Here is an 18,583-nt window from a genome sequence, read left to right on the forward strand (position 1 = left end):
AGCTCCGGCGGTGCCCCGCCGTCGCTCACCCGGCCGGGTCGGAAGTGGGTTCGGGTACGGTGGCCGTTCCTTCCAGCATCGCACTCAGAGAGAGCGAGGCCGTCACCACCAGGACGATCGCGGCAACAAGCCCGAATGCAATCCCGATGATGACGGCAAGCCGGATGAGGACGGCGTTGTCACCATCGAGCATCCCGGGGACTACCCGGGGACCGGTCTCCACTGACCACGGCGTCTCGATCGCATAGAGCGCCGCGTCGGCGAGAACGAATTCCCCGGGTGCGACCCGGGGTCCGTTCTCGCGACTGATCGCCGCGGCCGGAATCTGCGGATTTCTCCATGCAGAATTTCTGTAATCGGTTTCTGCAGCCGCTCCGCCGTCGCTCGCGCGCCAGGCGTCGACCAGGTCGGAGAGGGCATTGACGCCGTACCGCTCCTTGAGCGCGCGCACGTGCTGGTTGACCCGCGATTCCGAAATGCCGAGTTCGGACGCAATCGCCTTGAGTGGCAGCCGACGGTCGATGCCGTCGAGCACCGCGCGCTCGCGATCGGTAAGGTCACGCTGGGTCACGACCGACATGGGGTCCTCGAATTACCGGATCGGCTAATACGGTTGACATACCGCAATGCGGCAACGTCCACAACGCAGCTCAAGCAGCGCGTGTTCCGTAACGTCAAGCGGCGCTGGCGTTGATACCCATCGACTGGAACCAGCGCTTCACGTTGCGGGCCGCCTGCCGCAAACGCTGCTCGTTCTCGACCAGCGCGATGCGCACGAACCCTTCGCCGTCCTCGCCATAGCCCACCCCCGGTGCGACCGCGACTTCGGCATGCATGAGCATCTGCTTGGAGAACTCGAGGCTGCCCATGTGCTTGAGCGCGGGCGGCAAGGGGGCCCAGGCGAACATCGAAGCGGGTGGCGGCGGAATGTCCCAGCCGGCCCGGCCCATCACCTCGACCAGCACATCGCGGCGCTTGTGGTAGAGTTGGCGGTTCTTCTCCACGATGTCCTGCGGCCCGTTGAGCGCCGCGCAGGCCGCCGCCTGGATCGGGGTGAAGGCGCCATAGTCGAGATAGCTCTTCACCCGCGTCATCGCGGCAATGAGGTCCCTGTTGCCGACCGCGAAACCGATCCGCCAACCCGCCATCGAGAAGGTCTTCGACAGCGAGGTAAACTCCACCGCGACGTCCTTGGCGCCCTTTACCTGCAGGATCGAGACGGTCGGATTGCCGTCGAAGTAGAGTTCGGAATAGGCGAGGTCGGACAGGATCCAGACCTTGTTCTCCCGCGCCCAGGCGACCAGGCGCTCGTAGAAGTCGATCCCGACGGTCTCGGCAGTGGGATTCGACGGGTAGTTCACCACGAGGATGCTCGGCCGCGGGACGGTAAAGGCCATCGCGCGCTCGAGGCTGCGGAAATAGTTCTCGTCCGGCGTCGTGGGCACGCTGCGGATCGTCGCCCCGGCGATGATGAACCCGAAGGTATGGATCGGGTAGCTGGGATTGGGAGCCAGCACGACGTCGCCGGGCGCGGTGATCGCGGTGGCGAGGCTGGCTAGGCCCTCCTTCGAACCCATCGTGACCACAACCTCGGTTTCCGGGTCGAGATCGACCCCGAAGCGGCGCCCGTAGTAGTTCGCCTGGGCGCGGCGCAGCCCCGGAATCCCCTTCGATTGCGAGTAGCCGTGCGCGTTCGGCTTCTGCGCGACCTCGCACAGCTTGTCGATCACGTGCTGCGGCGGCGGCAGGTCCGGATTGCCCATGCCGAGGTCGATGATGTCGCGACCTGCCGCACGCGCTGCTGCCCGCATGCCGTTGACTTCGGCAATGACGTAAGGCGGCAGGCGCTTCATGCGATAGAATTCGTCGTTCATCGTTCTCGATACTATGGTTAGGATGCGTTTGCGGGAGATGGGCTGTAAGCGATTCCGCATCGCGGCGAAACAGCCTTGCAAAGCGAAGGATCACCGATGGCCGAGAATTCCAGCCCGACTGACCCGTTTTCCGGTCTGTTCGACATGCAGGGCGAGGCGATGCGCGAGATGTGGAGCCAGTTCGTCCCTGCCTCCGCCCCCGTCATGCGCGACTGGACCGAGGTGTCCGAATGGGCCGAGACCGCGCAAAAGCTGCAATCGATGTGGCTCGCCTTCGTCGGCGACAAGGCGCGCGCCGCAGCGGAAGGGGGAATGCCGATCGATCCGGCCCAGTTCATGATGATGAGCCAGGGCTGGGCCCAAAGCTGGCAGGCGCGGGCGCAGCAGGGCATGGCTGCCCAGCAGAAGCTGATCGAGGACAGCATGGCGCTGTGGCAGGGGGTGATGGGCAATTCGCTCGGCAGCAGCGAGGAGCCGGCCGAACTGCCGCATAGCGATCGCCGATTCGCCGATCCGGCGTGGCGCAATCATCCGGCCTTCGCGCTGCTCCACCAGACATACCTGATGGTGGCAGACTACATGCTCAACGCAGCCGACCAGGTTGCCGGGGTAGATCCCGAGAAGAAGGAGCAACTGACGTTCGCCACGCGCGCCCTTCTTGAAGCGATGAGTCCGGACAATTTCCTGGCGACCAACCCTGTCGTGCTCCAGCGGACGATCGATTCCAAGGGCGCCAACCTCGTCAAGGGGATGCAGCACCTCATCAAGGATCTCGAGCGCGGGCAGCTCACCCACACCGATGCCGACGCGTTCCGGCTGGGCGAGAACATCGCAACGACCCCGGGCAAGGTCGTCCACGAAGCGCCGCTCTACCAGCTGATCCAGTACAGCCCCACCACCGAGACCGTGCTGGAAACGCCGCTGGTGATCTTCCCGCCGTGGATCAACCGGTTCTACATCCTCGACCTCACGCCCAAGAAGAGCTTCATCAAGTGGGCCGTCGATCAGGGCCTGACGGTGTTCGTGACGAGCTGGAAGTCGGCCGACGCGAGCATGAAGGACGTGGTCTGGGATGATTACATCCGCGCCCAGATGGACGCCATCGACACGATCCGCGAGAGGCTCGGTACGAAGTCGGTCCATACGATCGGCTACTGCGTCGCCGGAACCACGCTGGCGGCGACCCTCGCGATCCTTGCGCGCCGCGGCGAAGCCGACAAGGTGGCAAGCGCCACGTTCTTCACCGCGCAGGTCGATTTCGAGCGGGCGGGCGAACTCAAGAACTTCATCGACGAGGGCCAGCTGGAGATGATCGGCAATCTGTCGCAGGACGGGTATCTCGACGGGCGCTACATGGCAGCGACGTTCAACCTCCTGCGCGGCCGCGACCTGATCTGGAACTATGTCGTCAACAACTACCTGTTGGGCGAAGACTACCCCGCCTTCGACCTGCTGCACTGGAACGGCGATGTCACCAACCTGCCCGCGAAGTGGCACAGCGCGTATCTGCGCGACCTCTATCGCGGCAACAAGCTCGTCGTTCCCGACCAGATGGAGGCGGACGGTACGCCGATCGACCTCACCCGTATCGAGACGCCGATATACATCCAGGCCGGACGCGAGGACCACATCGCACCTGCCGAAAGCGTCTGGCGGATGACCCGCCACGTGCGCGGCGACACGACCTTCATCCTGGCCGGATCGGGCCACATCGCCGGTGTCGTCAACCATCCCGATGCCGGCAAGTACCAATACTGGACGGGCGACAGCGCCGCGCAAAGCCTCGATGCCTTCGTCGCGGAATCGACCGAGCACAAGGGTAGCTGGTGGCCGCACTGGCGCGCATGGCTCGGCGATCGTGATGACAAAACGGTGCCGGCGACGGGCAAGCGGCGGCCGGGCGAAAAGGGTGATTCGGTGATCGAGGACGCTCCGGGGCGCTACGTGAAAACCCGCTAATACACTGCAATCGCGATCGATTTCGCGATATGGTGCACTGCACAAAAAATTCTTGACTTCGCGCTTGCAATGCCTACTTTGTGCAGTGCAACATAGGAGCGAAGTCAATGGCCACTGCTGCCGACAAAGTCGATACCGCGAAGGCCGATGCTGCCGCTGAAAAGGCCTATGCCGAAGCGGCGAGCGAAGTGAGTCCCAAGGCTCCCGTCGTCGAAGCGAAGAAGGCGGAAACGCCGGTCGCGGCCACGCCTGCACCGGCCGCCGCGCCCAAGATCGACAAGGCCGTTGCCGCCGTGAAGGCTGCGCCGGTCAAGAAGGCCGCGAAGGCGAAGAAGCCGGCTGCTGCCAGGAAGACCACGCCGAAACCGACTGCCCCGGCCGCCAAGAGCGCACCGGTCAAGAAGGTCGTCAAGGCGCGGAAGAAGGTCGTTGCCAAGGTCAAGCCGGCTGCCAAGCCCGCCGCGCCCAAGGCCGCGAAGATTGCCAAGACACCCGTCATCACCCCCGTTTCCAAGCTGAAGGACAAGATCATGGCCACTGCCAAGACCACCGATTTCACCAAGACCGTCAAGGACATGGCTGCCGACGCGCAGACCAAGGCCAAGGCCGCCTATGACAAGATGCAGGCCTATGCCGGCCACGTGACCGAGTTCACCAAGGGCAACGTCGAAGCGATCGTCGAGTCGGGCAAGATCCTCGGCGCCGGCGTCCAGGACATGGCCCGCGGCGAAGTCGAAGCCGCCAAGGGCGCCTTCGAGACCGCGACCGCCGACCTCAAGGCGATGGCCGCGATCAAGAGCCCGGCCGAGCTGTTCAAGCTGCAGGGCGAAATTGCCCGTCGCAACTTCGACGCTGCCGTTGCGCACTACTCGAAGAACGCCGAAGTCTCGATGAAGCTCGCCAACGAGGCCTTCGCGCCGCTGTCGAACCGCATGAGCCTGGCGGCCGAGAAGATTTCGAAGGCGGCGTAAGCCACTTCGATACGGACAAGCGCACCACTTCTCTCCTCTCCTGCTGGTGCGCCCATCGAGCGGGTCGGACGGTCACAAGCCGTCCGGCCCGTTGCCGTTTGAGCGCCTTTCGGACGATCGCGCGGCATTCGCGAGAGCTTAACCGCACGGGTGCATCTTGCGGCCAGCCGTTCCGATACGATATTGCGAGCCCGATGACCGACCGCCTCACCCACTTCCCGCTGACCATCCGCGCCGCCGGGCACGACGAGGACAGCGATACCGGCGAACAGGTCGGTGTCGCCACCAAGACCCGCGCCAAACCCAAGAAACCGAGCCAGTACAAGGTGCTGTTGCTGAACGACGACTACACACCGATGGAATTCGTGGTGATGGTCCTCAAGCGGTTCTTCCGAATGGATCTCGAACAGGCGACCCGGGTGATGCTTCACGTCCACCAGCGCGGAGTCGGTGTGTGCGGCGTATTTCCCTACGAGGTGGCCGAGACCAAGGTGAACCAGGTGATGGACTTCGCGCGCCAGAACCAGCACCCGCTCCAGTGCACGCTGGAAAAGGCCTGAGCGCCCGAGCGAAACCGCGGGCGTATTTCGCGCGTTGACGGACACTAACAGGCATGACCGGCGATCGATTTGCCGCTAAGGCCGCGCCACGATTGCCAGAGAGCTGCCCTACCCCTTGTTCCGCTTCTTGCCCGCAATAGACCGCTACATCCTGCGCCTGACCGTCGTGCCGATGGTCGGCGTGTTCGTGTTGGCGGCCTCGCTGCTGGTGCTCGACAAGATGCTTCGGCTGCTCGACTTCGTGGCGATCCAGGGCGGACCGATCGGCGTCGTGTTCAAGATGCTGGCCACCATGATGCCCGAATACGCCAGCCTGGCGATCCCGCTGGGACTGCTGCTCGGCGTACTGATGGCATTCCGCAAGCTCGCGACATCGAGCGAACTCGACGTGATGCGCGCCGTCGGCCAGGGCTATGGCCGGTTGCTGCGGGTACCCTACGCCATCGCGCTCGTCCTGGTGGCGGTCAACATCGCGCTGGTTTTCTACGTCCAGCCGATCAGCCGCTATTGGTACGAACGGCTCGAATACGAACTGCAGTCGGGTGCGCTCGGCGCGTCGATCAAGGTCGGCGAGTTCACCACGCTCAAGGACCGCATGGCCCTGCGCATCGATCACAGCGAAGACGACGGACGCCGGCTCGTCGGCATCTTCGCGCGAGTGGCGAACGACAAAGGGCAGGTGCTGTCGATCTCGGCCAAGGAAGGTGCCTTTCTCGCCACGCGCGACAACCCGGACACGATCATCTTCCGGCTCACGGACGGGACCATCGTGCAGGACATGGGTGGATCGACCACTCCGCGCGTGCTCAGCTTCACCCGCCACGATTTGCCGATCGACCTGCCCGCGATCGAGCGATTCCGCGCGCGCGGCGACGAGACGCGAGAATATATCCTGCCGGAACTCCTGCGCCTCGGGTGGGGCGACAATGCCGGGGCCGATCGAGAAGCGCAGACCGGCAGCCAGGCGAGCTTCAACTTCCGGCTGGTGGAAGTGGTGATGATGTTCCTCATGCCGCTGCTCGCGGTGGCGCTCGCCATTCCGCCCAAGCGATCGACCAGCGCCCTTGGCGTCTTCGTATCGATCGTGATGGTCGTCGCGTATCACAAGATCAATCAGTACGCCGAGGACTACGCGATGCTCGGTCGCGTCGACCCGACGCTGGCATTGTGGGTTCCGTTCGCGCTGTTCGCGGCGCTCATTGTGTGGATGTACTGGCGGGTCGCCTATGTCCCGGGTGGGCAGGCGATCGGCGCGCTCGAGACGTTCTTTGCGAAAGTCGGCAAACAGGTGCGCAGGCTCATGCGCCGCCGCCCGCCTGCGCCGCCCGCTCTGGCGCCGGCAGAGTAACGGGATCCGATGCAGTTCGACTTCTTTCCCTCGCGGACCCTGACGCTCTATCTCGGCAAGATGTTCATCGTGCGCATCCTCGCGGTGCTCGTGATGCTCGTGCTGGTGCTGCTGATGCTCGACCTGCTCACCGCGACGGGCAAAATTCTCGCGGTGCCGGGCAACGGACAGGCCGAAATCCTGACGTATGCGGGGCTGCGGATGCCGCAGCTCATCGCGCGGTTCCTGCCCTATTCGGTGCTGCTGGCGACGATTATCACGCTGGTCGGCCTCAACCAGAACAGCGAAGTGGTGGCCATGAAGGCTGCCGGCATGAGTGCGCACCAGGTGCTCGCACCTTTGCTCCTCACCGCCTTCGTCGTCGGGACCGCCAGTTTCGTGTTCAACGAACGCGTCGTCACGCGGGCGACGGCCACGCTCAAGGCGTGGGATGCCAACGAGTTCAAGGCGGTGCCGAAGGATTCCGGAGTTCGCTCGAACGTGTACCTGAGCGAAGGCAGCGATATCCTCGCGGCAGCGACGGTCACGGGAACCGGCGCAGCAACCGAATTGACCGGGGTGACCTTTTACCGCCGAGCCCCGAGCGGCGCGATCGCCGAGCAACTGCGCAGCGCTCGCGGCACGTGGACCGGCGAAGGCTGGAAGCTCGATGATGCGATTCGCTTCGAGGTCGCCAGTGCGCGGTCCTCGAAGATCGGCGAAACGGTCGTAGCGCCGCAGATCACGCCCGAGCAGGTCGCGCTGGGCAGCGTGGATGCCGACGGCACATCGTTCTGGTCACTGCGCGGCGCGATTGCCGACTATGACGAGGCCGGCCGGCGCACCGCCGAGCTCAAGTCGAAATGGTGGCACAAGCTCGTGAGTCCGCTGTCGTCGGTCCTGATGCCGCTGCTTGGCGCCGTCGCGGCGTTCGGCCTTGCGCGATCGGGGCAAGTGTTCGTGCGTGCAGTGATCGGCATGGCACTCGGCTTCGCCTATTTCGTGGTCGACAACGCCGCGCTGGCGATGGGCAATTTCGGCGGCTACCCGCCGCTCTTGGCCGCATGGGCGCCGTTTGTTCTGTTCGCACTGGTCGGGGAGACCGTATTGGTACGAACCGAAGAATAGTTAGAACAAATTGTGGCGGAACCTTGGCAGCTTTGATAAGTTGAGTCTTGGGTCCAACCTGGAGTCTCGGTTATGAAGAAGTTTATCGTTCCTGCCCTTGCTGCCCTTGCTCTTTCCGCCTGCGCCGACAGCACGCCGGAAGAAGCACCCGCCACCGACATGGCGACCGAGCCGGCGATGACCGAGCCGATGCCGACCGAAACCGCTCCCGTGGCGACCGACACTGCGGCTGCCACCGAAACGGCTCCGGCGCCGACGGACACCGCCACTCCGATGTAATCGTCACGCCCGGTCGCGGTTATCCGCGGCTGGCGTTCGAGGGGGCCGCTTCCATGGAGGCGGCCCCTTTTTCGTGCCCGCCTGTAGTGTCAGGCGTTCGCGGCCGACGCATCGTGCTCGCGGCAATCTTTCCGACCAGAGGCGACATACCGCGATAGTGTGCACGTCCGTACGTCTCGCGCGCCAATTCGTGCGCTGTCAGCCGCCGATGCGCCTCGCCCAGCGAATGATACGGCAGCGACGGCAGGAGGTGGTGCAGCGCGTGATAGCGCAGGCCCACCGGTGCCCACAGCGCAGCGAGGTATCCGGGCGGCGGCACGTTCACCGTATCGAGGTACTGCGCGGTCACGCTCATCGGCTCGCCCTCGTTCTCCCACAGATGCGCGACCAGCGTGCGCAACTGGTTGAGGACGGCAACGGCGGAGAACACCGCGAGCGCCACCAGCAACGGCTGCCAGCCGATCCAGAAGACGCTGGCGACGATGACCATGCCCCAGATCGCCGCGCCCGTTTCGAGCAGGACGAAACGGCGTTTGTCCTCGGGTGCGGGGGGCCGTCGGCGGAAGTCCGGGTTTATCGCGAGGGTCGAGAAGCGCTCCCAGTTGATGCGTCGCACCGCCGGGATCACCAGCCCGAACGGCGCGAGCACGCCGTAACGGATCACCAAACCGACCGGGGCAAGCAGTGCGATCAGCACGAACAGCGGCAGGCTCCACGGCTTCATCAGCGCGAGCGGGAGGTATTCGGGATCGTCGGGCGTGCCGTATCGCTTGCGCGAATGGTGGATCGTGTGGCCGTCCTCGTACATGAAGCTCGGCATCAGCATCGGGATGCCGACGACGAGGTTCCACACAGTGCGAAATCCCGGCAGGGCGTCGCGGTGAAGGTGCGTCAGCTCATGAATGAACAGCAGCGCGCGGTAGAGGGACAGCACGGCGATGATGCCGAGCAGGATCGTCAGCCACAGCGCCGGAGACAGGATCGCCCCGGCGAGCGCGGCATAGCCGACCGCCGCCGACCCGATCATGTCGGGCCAGTAGATCGCCGCGCGTGCCTCGCCCAGGTCGCGGGTCAGTTCGACCGCGGCGCGCAGCAGCGCCTTGTCGTCCTCGTCGCGCGCACCAGAATAGGTGCGGGGAGTGGCAGGGGCAGGTTCGGCATTCATACTTTGTGCTTTTCCAGGCGGTGTGTGCGGCCTATCCGGCGCTGCCGGGCGGCGACACCCATAGCGCGTCCACATGAACGAGGTCAAAAGCGGCTGCATGCGCAAGATAGAGATCACGCCGGTGGCCAGCAAGCGCGAGCGCCGCGAATTCGTCGATCTCGCTTATCGATTGAATGCATCGGACCCGAACTGGGTCGCCCCGCTCAGGATGGAGGCGATCGAACTCGTCACCCCCGGCAAGAACCCGTTCTTCGAACATGCCGACGTCGAACTGATGCTCGCGCGCGAGGGAGGCCGGGTCGTCGGGCGGATTTCCGCGCACATCGACCGCCTCGCGCTCGCCCAGCCGGCCGAACAGGGGATGGGCCCCGGCACTGGTAACTGGGGTTTGCTCGAAGCGGAAGACGAAGAGGTCGCGCACGCCCTGATCGCACGCGCCGAAGACTGGCTGCGCGGCAAGGGGATGACGCAGGTGCTTGCGCCGCTGTCGATGTCGATCTGGGAGGAACCCGGCCAGCTCGTGCGCGGCCACGACCATCCGCCAACGGTGATGATGGGCCACCAGTCCAAGCGCTACGACGACTGGATCAATAGCCTCGGCGGCTACGCGCCGGCGAAGTCTCTGCTGACCTACGAACTCGACGTCAGGAAGGAATTTCCGCCGTTGATCCAGCGGATTGTCGCAGCCGGCGAAAAAAACGAACGGATCCGCATCCGCCACGTCGACAAGTGGCGCTTCGACGAGGAGGCGCGGCTGATCCTCGACATCCTCAACGATGCCTGGTCGGACAACTGGGGTTTCGTGCCCTTCACCGAGGCGGAGATCGCCTACGCCGGCAAGAAGTTCAAACCGATCGTATTCGAAGACCTCATCCGCGTGGCCGAGTACGACGGTGAGCCGGTTGCCTTCATGATGACCTTGCCCGATCTCAACGAGGTGCTTGCCCCGCTCAAGGGAAGCCTGTTCCCGCTAGGCTGGGCGAAGCTGCTGCTCTGGTTGCGCAAGCCCAAGGTACGCACGATGCGCGTGCCACTGATGGGGGTGCGCAAGAAACTGCAATCCTCGCGCATGGCGAGCCAGCTCGCCTTCATGATGATCGAGCTCATCCGCCGCGACGCGATCGTTCGCTACGATGCCAGGCGCGGCGAGATCGGATGGATCCTCGATGACAACCAGGGAATGGTCGCCATTGCCGATGCGATCGACAGCCACGTGAACCGCGAATACGTGATCTACCGCAAGGCACTCTGACCTGCTATTTGTGGCAGGGGCGCCACGGCGCGGCGCAAAGCGGTTTTTGCGGGGGAACCTCGACCTGGCCTCCCCGTTCGCAAAATCGACCGGAAGCCGCCATGTCGCTTCCCATGATGGGAGGCATTCACCTTGGAATTGAGATCCGGAAAGCGAACGGCAGCACGGCCCCTGGGGCACGTCCTCCTCGTCGAGGACGACGCGATGATCGCGTTCGCTCTGGAAGGATCGCTGCTCGATGCGGGTGCCAAATCGGTCACTATCTGTCCGACTTCGGCGGAGGCGCTGGCCGCACTGCGCGACCACAAGCCCGATGCGCTCGTGCTGGACGTCCATCTCGCCGACCGCGACGATGGCTGGGCGATCGCCGAACTCGTTAATTCGGTCGGGCCCAAGCCGCCGCGGATCGTTTTTTCGACTGGAGCGCCGCAGGACATTCCAACGGAGATCGCCGATCTCGGCCCGGTGCTCGAAAAGCCATACGATCACGGCGAATTGATCGCTGCCCTGCGCCGTCCGCCAAGGGCCGGGCTGATCGCCCGGATCAAGGATGTACTGACCAAGCAAGAAAGCGCAGCCCCCGAGAAGGGCTGAAGCCGACCTCTAGTACCGGGTTGGAGACCTAGGGCCAACATCAGGCGGCCTCCTGCCCTTCCGTCGTTAAACCGACGGCCAACGCCAATAAAAAAAAAGGCCTCCGCTCGGCTGAGCGGAGGCCCTTCGGGATCGTATCACCAGCCGCTTGGACGGGAGGGGGGGTCTCGGCGGTGACAATGGTAAAATGCTCGACCCGAAAGGGTGTTCCCATACTGTCTGAAAAAAATGCGGCCCGATCGCAATTTTAAGATACTCTACTGATTTTACGTCATTTTTAGTGCTGGACAAATTACCCAAACCCGGCTCCCCGCCGGAATTCCGTTTGCTTGCACGAACCCATTTCCATGCGCCCCTGTTCATCTCGGTTCCCGCGGCCTATCTGCGCCCGGCACGAAACACGCGCGCAGGCGGAACCATCCCTTGGGGATCACGTTTTGTGCGGAGTAATTAACGGGAAGGGACTGCATGTCGCTCGGGGATCAAGTCGCCGCCAATCTGCCTTATCTTCGCCGGTACGCGCGCGCGCTTACCGGCTCGCAGCACACCGGCGACGCGTTTGTTCGCGCAACGCTAGAGGCTGCGCTTGCCGATGACGATCTGAAGGCGTCGCTCTCGGGCGGTCGCGTACCGCTCTACAAGGCGTTCAACAAGGTCTGGGCGAGTGCCTACCTGGAAGTGGCGGACGCCGATGGCGGCTCGGGTCATGAAGGCGCCGCGCAGGATCGTCTCCGCACGATCACGCCGCTCAACCGCCAGGCCCTGCTCCTGACCACGCTCGAGGACTTTTCGGTTCCCGAAGCGGCCGAGATCATGGAAATGGACTCCCGCGACATCGAAACGATGGTGCAGGAAGCGGTAGAAGAGATCGATCGCGAATCCTCGACCAGCGTGCTCATCATCGAGGACGAGCCCCTGATTTCGATGCAGCTCGAGGATCTCGTGCGCTCGCTCGGACACGAAATTTGCGGTACTGCCGCGACCCGCACGCAGGCTCAGGAAGTCGTCGCCGAGCGGACGCCCGGCCTGGTCCTCGCAGATATCCAGCTTGCCGACGGATCGTCGGGCCTCGATGCCGTCGACGATATCCTTGCGATCGACAGCGTCCCGGTGATCTTCATCACCGCCTACCCCGAACGCCTGCTGACCGGTGACCGGCCCGAGCCAACGTATCTGGTCACCAAGCCGTTCCAGGAATCGACCGTTCGCGCGGCGATCAGCCAGGCGCTGTTCTTCGGATCGAGCCGCCCGCTCGGCTGACTTGGCTTCGGCGGGGCGCTCCGAGCGTTCCGCAGAACCCTTCCCTTTAGGCCGTCGGCGTCACCGGACCCTTGAGCGAAAGGGCGTGGCGCCGCGCGCGCAGGTCGAAGTCGCTCGGCAGTCGAACGGGCACGAACAGGGTGCAGGTAACGCCCTGCTCGTCGAACCGCAGATCGACCGGGTGGCGCAATTCGTGCGCGACGATCTTCTCGATCAGATCGGTGCCGAAGCCGCGCGGACGGTCGGCGGGTACCGGCGGCCCGCCCCGCTCCACCCAGCGAATGCTCGCAAGATCGTCGCGGTCGAGTGCCCAGGTGATCCGGACGGTCCCCCCGGCAGTCGACAGCGCGCCGTACTTCGTGGCGTTCGTGGCAAGCTCGTGAATCGCCAGCCCCAGTGACAGCGCGTCGTTCGGTGCCAACTCCACGCTTGGTCCGGCCAGTTCGAGCACACCTTCGCCTCGCGCATAAGGCGCCAATTCCGCCTCTATGACCGCGCGGATCGGGGTCGTGCCCCATTCGGACTGGGTGAGAAGATCGTGCGTTGCCGACAGTGCGCGGATGCGGCCGTCGAGTCCTTCCGCGAAATCATCGAGACTGCTCGCACGGCGGCGGGTCAGGCTGACGATCGACAGGACGTTCGCCAAGGTGTTCTTGACCCGGTGATTGAGCTCGCGGGTCAGCGTGTCGCGGATCGAGTTCTGCTCCGCCAGCCATTCGAGCGAGGCCTGGTCCTCGACCGCCTGCTGCGTCAGCAATCGCGCGACGATCATCAGCAGGCTGGCGACCAGCAGGCCGAACAGCAGCGTCAACATCGACAGCATCGACAACAGGGCGCCGCGCGAGGATTCGACTTGCAGCAGCATCGGTCGGTTGGCGATGGTGATCGTGCGACCTTCGATCCTGCCAGTGGTCGATTCACCCGGCAGTTCGGCGAGGAGGTTGCCACTGTCGGGTGACTCGCCGTCGAAGATCTTGACCCCCATACCGCCGCGTGTCTCGTCACGGATGGCCGATGAGAGGAATTCCTGCGCGTTGAACGGGCTGTAGATGAACCCCTTCAGGCGGCGGCCACCCGCGATCTGGTCGAACACCGGCATGTAGATCAGGAAGCCGGGCGATTGCTCGGTCCCCTCCTGCACCAGAATGACCCGGCCGCTGGCCGTCGGTCGAAGCGTGCGTTCGGCTTCGTCCATGGCTTCGCGACGCGGCGCATCGGAATACATGTCGAAGCCCAGCGCGCGGCGGTTCCTCTCGGTATCTGGCTGAAGAAACGTCACCGGGACGACCTGTCCGCGGCTTGCCGACGGCTGGGGATGCACCTTGGGCATCCCGGGCAGCTCGGCCGCCACCTGCGCCTCGAAGCTAGGAATTTCGGCGGGGGAAATTGCTTCCGCCCAGCCGACGCCCTCGGCGCCGCGATAGTCGGAATCGAGCCGCAACTCGCTCACGAACCGGCGGAAGAGGCTGGCCGGCACGGCCTCGACCGTTCCGAACAGTGCCGCGCCTGCGCGCAGGTACGCGGCGGATGTGTTGGACCGGCGTTCGATGGCGGATGCAACGACCTGCACCGTCTCGGTCAGGCGGGCTTCCTCGCGCCGCCGCTCGCCGCGCTCGATCGCGAATACGCTCAGCGCTGTGATCGCAGCGATGAGTACGAAGATCGCCAGAGGCGTTGCGCGGGGATAGGATACCAGCCACCGGCGTGTCCGACGGCGGTTCTGATCGGTACTGTCCAATTCGATCGCCCCGATCGTTCCCGTGCTAACCACCCGCTCGCAAACATGCGGGGTGAGGAGGGAACCAAGGGAGAGGCGGTTCGTTCCCCATTTTCACGGGTTCGTTTTCCCGGCAGCTGCGCGCGTGCGGAGTTGGCCGGAAAATTGGTTTGAATGCTGCCAGGGGCGGGACTTGACATTGGAAAAGCGAAAATCCGCCATACCTCCGCGTAAAGAGGACAAGAGAATTACGACTGCTGCGCCTTCAACCGATCGTGGACCCGGCTCACCCGGCTGGGCCAATGGCTTGCGCCAGCTCTACGATTCGGTTGTCGACGAGCCCCTTCCCGACACGTTCAAGGATCTACTGTCGAAGCTGGATCAGAAGAACTGATGTCCGACCATCAGCGGACGGCCTCCGAGCAGGCCGACTTCAAACGCGAATTGACCGAGGTGGTGCCGCACCTCCGCGCCTTCGCGCGCGGCCTTTGCGGTCGCCCCGACATGGCGGATGACCTCGTGCAGGAGACCCTGCTCAAGGCGTGGGCCGCACAGGAGCGGTTCGAGCCGGGCACCAGCATGCGGGCGTGGACCTTCGTGATCCTGCGCAACGCCTACCTTACCGACATGCGCCGCAATCGCTTTCGGGGCGACTTCGACGAGTCTGTGGCGGAACGCATCCTGACCGCTCCCGCAGGGCAGGAAGAGCCGATCCACCTCAGCGACATGCGCCGCGCGCTCCTCACGTTGCCGCCCGAACGGCGCGAAGCACTACTGCTCGTGGGGGCCGGCGGCTTTTCCTACGAAGAGGCTGCGGAGATCTGCGGCTGCGCGGTCGGAACCATCAAGAGCCGCGTGGGCCGCGCCCGTGCCGCGCTCACCACGATGCTCGAAGACGGCGACATCCCGCAACGCGCGATCGACGATGTGAGCGCGCACCGCGCTATTCTCGAAGAACTCGACGAAGTGGCTGCGGGCAACGGCGTCAGCGAGCCGACACGCTGAACGGCTCGAAGCACGATTTGACCGCTTGAACCCTGCCCGCCTTCGCGGCAGAATCGCGCGCCTGAGCAGGGAACACGACAGGTCATGAACGAGTCGCGTCCCATCGCCGAAGCCAAACCGGCCCCTCCGCCGCGTGCCGCATCGCGGACGGCGCGGATGACGTTCGCCGCGCAGGAACTGCGGCTGATTTCCGCGCTTGTGGTCATCCTCGGTCTCGGGCTGTTCCTCGCGCTGCCCTTCGTCCTGTCGATCGGGTCGGTGGTGTTCCTGCCGCTGGTCACCGCACTGATCCTGACGATCATCCTCTCGCCGCTCGCGGACAAGCTCTCGGCGCTGGGCCTGCCGAACGTGCTCGCGTCGTTCGTCGCGATCCTGTTCCTCGTCGCGGTGCTCATTCTCGCGGGGCTGTTGATCCTGCAACCGGCGGTGACGCTGTTCGATTCCCTGCCCGCGATCCTCGACCAGCTCGGCCAACGGTTCAGCGAGCTGCAGCGCCAGTTTTACTGGCTTGGCCAAACCAATCGCCGCATCGCCGAGTTGACCGGGCAATCAGGCCGCGAAGTGGTGATCGCCACACCTTCGGTCATCGAGCAATTCGCATACGCCACCCCGAGCGTGATCCTCGAGACGCTGCTGACCTTCCTGATGACGTTCTTCATGGTCGAGGCGCGAGTGCGGATGCGGCGGCGCCTGCTGCTCGAACGCAGCGACTTCGGCGCGAGCATCAAGGCGGCACGCGTGATCCGCGAAGTGCAGGACCGGGTCGCGGCCTATATCCTCACCGTCACCTGGATCAACGCGGGCGTCGGAGTGATCGTGGCTCTCGGCGCGTGGGCCTTCGGGCTGGAGGCGCCGGTGATGTGGGGCGGGCTCGCCGCGATCCTCAATTTCCTGCCCTATATCGGGCCGCTCGCGATGGTCGGCATCCTTGCGCTGTTCGGCGTGGGGACGGCGGAAACGGTGGTGCTCGGGATTATTCCCGCGGCCGCCTATCTCGGGCTGCATACGATCGAATCGAACGTGGTGACCCCATCGATCCTCGGCGCCCGGTTTACGATGAACCCGGTGCTGATCCTTCTCGCGCTAAGCTATTTCACCTGGATCTGGGGCGTGTTCGGAGGCCTGCTTTCGGTGCCGATCCTGCTGACGCTGACTGCGTTCTTCGACCATGTCGGGCGGCCGAACCTGGTCGGCTTCATGTTCGGTGAGCCGTTGTTCCCCGAAAGCGTACCCGACGCGGCGGCCGAGACCGAGGTCCCGGCCGCCTGACGCCAGCGGTCAGGCCGGATAGGCCCAAGTGCTGCCCCGCGCGAGGTTCTCCGCGGCGAAGCCCCAGTTGAGCTTCCCGTCGACGACCGCGTCGAGATAGGCCGGACGCGCGTTCTGGTGGTCGAGGTAGTAGGCGTGCTCCCACAGGTCGATCACCAGCAGCGGGTTTCCGTCCTGGTCGGCGAAAGTGTCGCCGTCGTGCGTTTCGCCGATCTCGAGCTTTCCGCCCTTCTCGACCAGCCAGACCCAGCCGCTCGCGAAGTGACCGGCGCCCTTTTCCTTGATCTGCTTTTTGAGATCGTCGACCGAGCCGAAGGCATCCTCGATCATCGACTGGAGTTCGTCGGAGGGTGAGCCGCTGTCGGCGGCCAGCGAGTGCCAGTAGAAGCCGTGGTTCCAGCTCTGCGCGGCGTTGTTGAACAGCCCCTGGTTGCTCCCGCGCGCCTTGGCGATGACCTCCTCGAGGGTCGCATCGGCCATGTCGGTGCCTTCGATGGCAGCGTTGGTCTTGTCGATGTAGGCCTTGTGGTGCTTGCCATGGTGGAAGCTCAGCGTCTCGGCGGAAATCGCGGGCGCGAGCGCGGTGTCGGGATAGGGCAAGGGCGTGACGGCGAAGGCCATGATATTCTCCGGTTATCGAAATGTGATCGAGTGAGGGGTCACCCCACCAATGCGCGGGACGCGTTAGGGTTGCGCATCGCCGCCTTTTTTCCGGTCGACCGCGGCAGTCAGTGCGACGTCTGCGGTAACATTGCCGATCGTGCGCATGATGTCGGGCATCATCTCCACCGCGACCAAAAGCGCGAGCGGTCCGATCGGCACGCCCATCGCGAGCGCGATCGGGCCGACCGAGACGACGAAGCTGATCGTGCCCGGCAGGCTGACCGAACCGAGCGCGATGACGACCGCGACCGCCGCCCCCGCCAGCAATGCCAGCGGGGTCAGTTCGACGCCCGCAAGGTGCGCGACGTAGATCGCCACGGCCATGTTCATCGCCGGGCTCGTCGCGCGAAAGATAGCCACCGCGAGCGGCAGGACGAAGTCGGAGGTCGCCTCGCGCAGTTCCAGGCGGCGCGCGCTGACAAGCATGGCCGGGAGCGAAGCGAGAGAACTCTGCGTCGAGAGTGCGACCGCCTGCGCCGGGATCAGCGCGCGGGCGAAGCGCAGAGGGGAGATTCCGCCCGCGAGCCATGCCCAGAGGTAGGCGCCAACGAGGATCACCGTCCCCACCGCCACGACGATCAGGATGTAGTGGAGGAGCGTCGCGAAGGCCGCACCGCCGCTCGCCGCGCCGACCCCGAGCGCCAGCGCGAAGACGCCGACCGGAGCCACCCACAGCACCCAGCCGATGATCGTCAGCATCGCGTTGGCGAGCGCGCGGAACACTCCCAGCAGCGTCGTACGCTGGTCGTCGGGCAGGCGGGCAATCGCCACCGCGAAGGCGGCGAAGAACAACGTCAGCGGCAGCATCGCGGTCTCGGCCGCGGCGGCGACGATATTGGGCGCGACCAGCGATTCGACGAACGCGGCGAGGCCCGGCACGGTCTGCGCCTCGGTTGTTGCGGACAGCACCCCGGCGGCAGCAGCGGGGGGCGGGAAGAGGCTGAGGAGCAGCGGCGTCACGAACGCGCTCATCAGTCCCGAGAACGCGAGCACCGCCGCGACCCAGCCGAGCATCCGCCGGGCGGTCGCCCCGGCGCGGGCTGCGAGTGCCATCTGTGCGATCCCGACGACCAGCAGCCCCGCGACCAGCGGCACGATCGTGACCTGCAACGCGCGCAGCCACAGCGCGCCGATCGGAGCCGAGACCGCCAGAACCTCGTCGAGCAACGCGGTGCGCGAAACGAGGATGCCCACTACCAGTCCCGCGACCAGGCCCACGAGCGTCCAGCCCGCGGGTATCCTAACCGAGATCAATTGCCGTTCGGTCGCCGCGGCCGGTTCCTGGGTCGGGGCGCGTTCCATCAGCGATCGCTCCCAACGGTCGGGCCGCCGTCACACGCAACCGGGTGCTTTGAAAAACACCGCCATCCGGCATTCGCAAGGACCGACAAGGACATACCCGAAAATCGCGTGACCGGCGTGTGACTTTCCAATTTCTCGTCCTTGCGACCTCTGCGGGGGGCCAGATGCCCGCCGAACCAACGGCATAGCGAGCCGAATGCGTGTAGGACAGCCCCGTCGGCTAGTGACATCGCGCGCGCGCCGCGCCATTGCCGCGCC

Annotated in this window: 18 protein-coding genes; 12 read left to right on the forward strand and 6 right to left on the reverse strand. The window is 64.9% G+C overall.

Features of this window, described 5'->3' with window-relative positions; genetic code table 11:
• Positions 1-25: 25 nt before the first annotated feature.
• Together ACWPMX_RS10680 and ACWPMX_RS10685 are read right to left on the reverse strand one after the other, a co-directional pair.
• Positions 26-580, reverse strand: coding sequence for a helix-turn-helix domain-containing protein (locus ACWPMX_RS10680; protein WP_455699987.1), 555 nt, complete (start codon positions 578-580; stop codon positions 26-28).
• A 94-nt stretch (positions 581-674) separates the two neighbouring features.
• Entirely contained in the window at positions 675-1,874 is a 1,200-nt protein-coding gene (locus ACWPMX_RS10685; protein WP_455699988.1) for an LL-diaminopimelate aminotransferase, read from the reverse strand.
• Positions 1,875-1,970: 96 nt separating this feature from the next.
• Between ACWPMX_RS10685 and ACWPMX_RS10690 the strand changes: the two genes are divergently transcribed.
• The 6 genes from ACWPMX_RS10690 to ACWPMX_RS10715 all read left to right on the forward strand — a co-directional run bounded on the left by ACWPMX_RS10690 (position 1,971) and on the right by ACWPMX_RS10715 (position 8,098).
• Entirely contained in the window at positions 1,971-3,833 is a 1,863-nt protein-coding gene (locus ACWPMX_RS10690) for a PHA/PHB synthase family protein (protein WP_455699989.1), read from the forward strand.
• Between the two features lie 107 nt (positions 3,834-3,940).
• Complete coding sequence (locus ACWPMX_RS10695; protein WP_455699990.1) at positions 3,941-4,804, forward strand: phasin family protein; 864 nt, start codon at positions 3,941-3,943, stop codon at positions 4,802-4,804.
• Positions 4,805-4,998: 194 nt separating this feature from the next.
• Complete coding sequence (clpS, locus tag ACWPMX_RS10700) at positions 4,999-5,364, forward strand: ATP-dependent Clp protease adapter ClpS (protein ID WP_455699991.1); 366 nt, start codon at positions 4,999-5,001, stop codon at positions 5,362-5,364.
• Positions 5,365-5,479: 115 nt separating this feature from the next.
• Positions 5,480-6,712, forward strand: a complete 1,233-nt coding sequence (locus tag ACWPMX_RS10705; protein ID WP_455699992.1) for an LptF/LptG family permease — start codon at positions 5,480-5,482, stop codon at positions 6,710-6,712.
• 9 nt (positions 6,713-6,721) lie between these two features.
• On the forward strand, positions 6,722-7,819 hold the full coding sequence (lptG, locus tag ACWPMX_RS10710; RefSeq protein ID WP_455699993.1) for an LPS export ABC transporter permease LptG: 1,098 nt from the start codon (positions 6,722-6,724) through the stop codon (positions 7,817-7,819).
• Positions 7,820-7,891: 72 nt separating this feature from the next.
• The gene (locus ACWPMX_RS10715) at positions 7,892-8,098 is read left to right on the forward strand and encodes a hypothetical protein (protein ID WP_455699994.1); all 207 of its coding nucleotides are present in this window, start codon (positions 7,892-7,894) and stop codon (positions 8,096-8,098) included.
• 19 nt (positions 8,099-8,117) lie between these two features.
• Here the strand turns inward: ACWPMX_RS10715 and ACWPMX_RS10720 are convergent, their stop codons facing one another.
• Positions 8,118-9,263, reverse strand: coding sequence for a fatty acid desaturase family protein (locus tag ACWPMX_RS10720; RefSeq protein WP_455699995.1), 1,146 nt, complete (start codon positions 9,261-9,263; stop codon positions 8,118-8,120).
• Between the two features lie 73 nt (positions 9,264-9,336).
• On the opposite strand from ACWPMX_RS10720, the gene ACWPMX_RS10725 reads away from it, so the two are divergent.
• The 3 genes from ACWPMX_RS10725 (at position 9,337) to ACWPMX_RS10735 (ending at position 12,369) form a co-directional block, all read left to right on the forward strand.
• Complete coding sequence (locus ACWPMX_RS10725) at positions 9,337-10,515, forward strand: N-acetyltransferase (RefSeq protein ID WP_455699996.1); 1,179 nt, start codon at positions 9,337-9,339, stop codon at positions 10,513-10,515.
• A 132-nt stretch (positions 10,516-10,647) separates the two neighbouring features.
• On the forward strand, positions 10,648-11,109 hold the full coding sequence (locus ACWPMX_RS10730) for a response regulator (RefSeq protein ID WP_455699997.1): 462 nt from the start codon (positions 10,648-10,650) through the stop codon (positions 11,107-11,109).
• Positions 11,110-11,577: 468 nt separating this feature from the next.
• On the forward strand, positions 11,578-12,369 hold the full coding sequence (locus ACWPMX_RS10735) for a response regulator (protein WP_455699998.1): 792 nt from the start codon (positions 11,578-11,580) through the stop codon (positions 12,367-12,369).
• Positions 12,370-12,415: 46 nt separating this feature from the next.
• On the opposite strand, the gene ACWPMX_RS10740 is transcribed toward ACWPMX_RS10735, so the two are convergent.
• Positions 12,416-14,107: a CHASE domain-containing protein gene (locus ACWPMX_RS10740; protein WP_455699999.1), complete on the reverse strand. Its 1,692-nt coding sequence runs from the start codon at positions 14,105-14,107 to the stop codon at positions 12,416-12,418.
• Positions 14,108-14,231: 124 nt separating this feature from the next.
• Between ACWPMX_RS10740 and ACWPMX_RS10745 the strand changes: the two genes are divergently transcribed.
• From ACWPMX_RS10745 to ACWPMX_RS10755, 3 genes are all read left to right on the forward strand, one after another.
• A complete protein-coding gene (locus ACWPMX_RS10745) occupies positions 14,232-14,480 on the forward strand; it encodes a NepR family anti-sigma factor (RefSeq protein ID WP_455700000.1) in 249 nt (82 codons plus the stop codon).
• On the forward strand, positions 14,480-15,091 hold the full coding sequence (locus ACWPMX_RS10750; RefSeq protein ID WP_455700001.1) for a sigma-70 family RNA polymerase sigma factor: 612 nt from the start codon (positions 14,480-14,482) through the stop codon (positions 15,089-15,091). The genes ACWPMX_RS10745 and ACWPMX_RS10750 overlap by 1 nt, the downstream gene beginning before the upstream one ends.
• 84 nt (positions 15,092-15,175) lie before the next feature.
• On the forward strand, positions 15,176-16,360 hold the full coding sequence (locus tag ACWPMX_RS10755) for an AI-2E family transporter (RefSeq protein WP_455700002.1): 1,185 nt from the start codon (positions 15,176-15,178) through the stop codon (positions 16,358-16,360).
• Positions 16,361-16,369: 9 nt separating this feature from the next.
• On the opposite strand, the gene ACWPMX_RS10760 is transcribed toward ACWPMX_RS10755, so the two are convergent.
• Together ACWPMX_RS10760 and ACWPMX_RS10765 are read right to left on the reverse strand one after the other, a co-directional pair.
• Positions 16,370-16,981 (reverse strand): superoxide dismutase, encoded by a 612-nt coding sequence (locus ACWPMX_RS10760; RefSeq protein WP_455700003.1) that lies wholly within the window; start codon positions 16,979-16,981, stop codon positions 16,370-16,372.
• A gap of 63 nt (positions 16,982-17,044) precedes the next feature.
• Positions 17,045-18,325, reverse strand: coding sequence for a dicarboxylate/amino acid:cation symporter (locus tag ACWPMX_RS10765; RefSeq protein ID WP_455700004.1), 1,281 nt, complete (start codon positions 18,323-18,325; stop codon positions 17,045-17,047).
• Positions 18,326-18,583: the final 258 nt, after the last annotated feature.

The organism is Tsuneonella sp. HG094, from assembly GCF_053819285.1.

Excerpts from the sequence above, each read along its gene's own strand:
- ACWPMX_RS10685 (WP_455699988.1), bottom strand. The coding sequence starts at position 1,874 with ATGAACGACGAATTCTATCGCATGAAGCGCCTGCCGCCTTACGTCATT.
- ACWPMX_RS10725 (WP_455699996.1), top strand. The coding sequence starts at position 9,337 with ATGAACGAGGTCAAAAGCGGCTGCATGCGCAAGATAGAGATCACGCCG.
- ACWPMX_RS10695 (WP_455699990.1), top strand. The coding sequence starts at position 3,941 with ATGGCCACTGCTGCCGACAAAGTCGATACCGCGAAGGCCGATGCTGCC.
- ACWPMX_RS10680 (WP_455699987.1), bottom strand. The coding sequence starts at position 580 with ATGTCGGTCGTGACCCAGCGTGACCTTACCGATCGCGAGCGCGCGGTG.
- ACWPMX_RS10760 (WP_455700003.1), bottom strand. The coding sequence starts at position 16,981 with ATGGCCTTCGCCGTCACGCCCTTGCCCTATCCCGACACCGCGCTCGCG.
- lptG (WP_455699993.1), top strand. The coding sequence starts at position 6,722 with ATGCAGTTCGACTTCTTTCCCTCGCGGACCCTGACGCTCTATCTCGGC.
- ACWPMX_RS10750 (WP_455700001.1), top strand. The coding sequence starts at position 14,480 with ATGTCCGACCATCAGCGGACGGCCTCCGAGCAGGCCGACTTCAAACGC.
- ACWPMX_RS10765 (WP_455700004.1), bottom strand. The coding sequence starts at position 18,325 with ATGGAACGCGCCCCGACCCAGGAACCGGCCGCGGCGACCGAACGGCAA.
- ACWPMX_RS10690 (WP_455699989.1), top strand. The coding sequence starts at position 1,971 with ATGGCCGAGAATTCCAGCCCGACTGACCCGTTTTCCGGTCTGTTCGAC.
- ACWPMX_RS10715 (WP_455699994.1), top strand. The coding sequence starts at position 7,892 with ATGAAGAAGTTTATCGTTCCTGCCCTTGCTGCCCTTGCTCTTTCCGCC.
- ACWPMX_RS10735 (WP_455699998.1), top strand. The coding sequence starts at position 11,578 with ATGTCGCTCGGGGATCAAGTCGCCGCCAATCTGCCTTATCTTCGCCGG.
- ACWPMX_RS10720 (WP_455699995.1), bottom strand. The coding sequence starts at position 9,263 with ATGAATGCCGAACCTGCCCCTGCCACTCCCCGCACCTATTCTGGTGCG.
- ACWPMX_RS10755 (WP_455700002.1), top strand. The coding sequence starts at position 15,176 with ATGAACGAGTCGCGTCCCATCGCCGAAGCCAAACCGGCCCCTCCGCCG.
- clpS (WP_455699991.1), top strand. The coding sequence starts at position 4,999 with ATGACCGACCGCCTCACCCACTTCCCGCTGACCATCCGCGCCGCCGGG.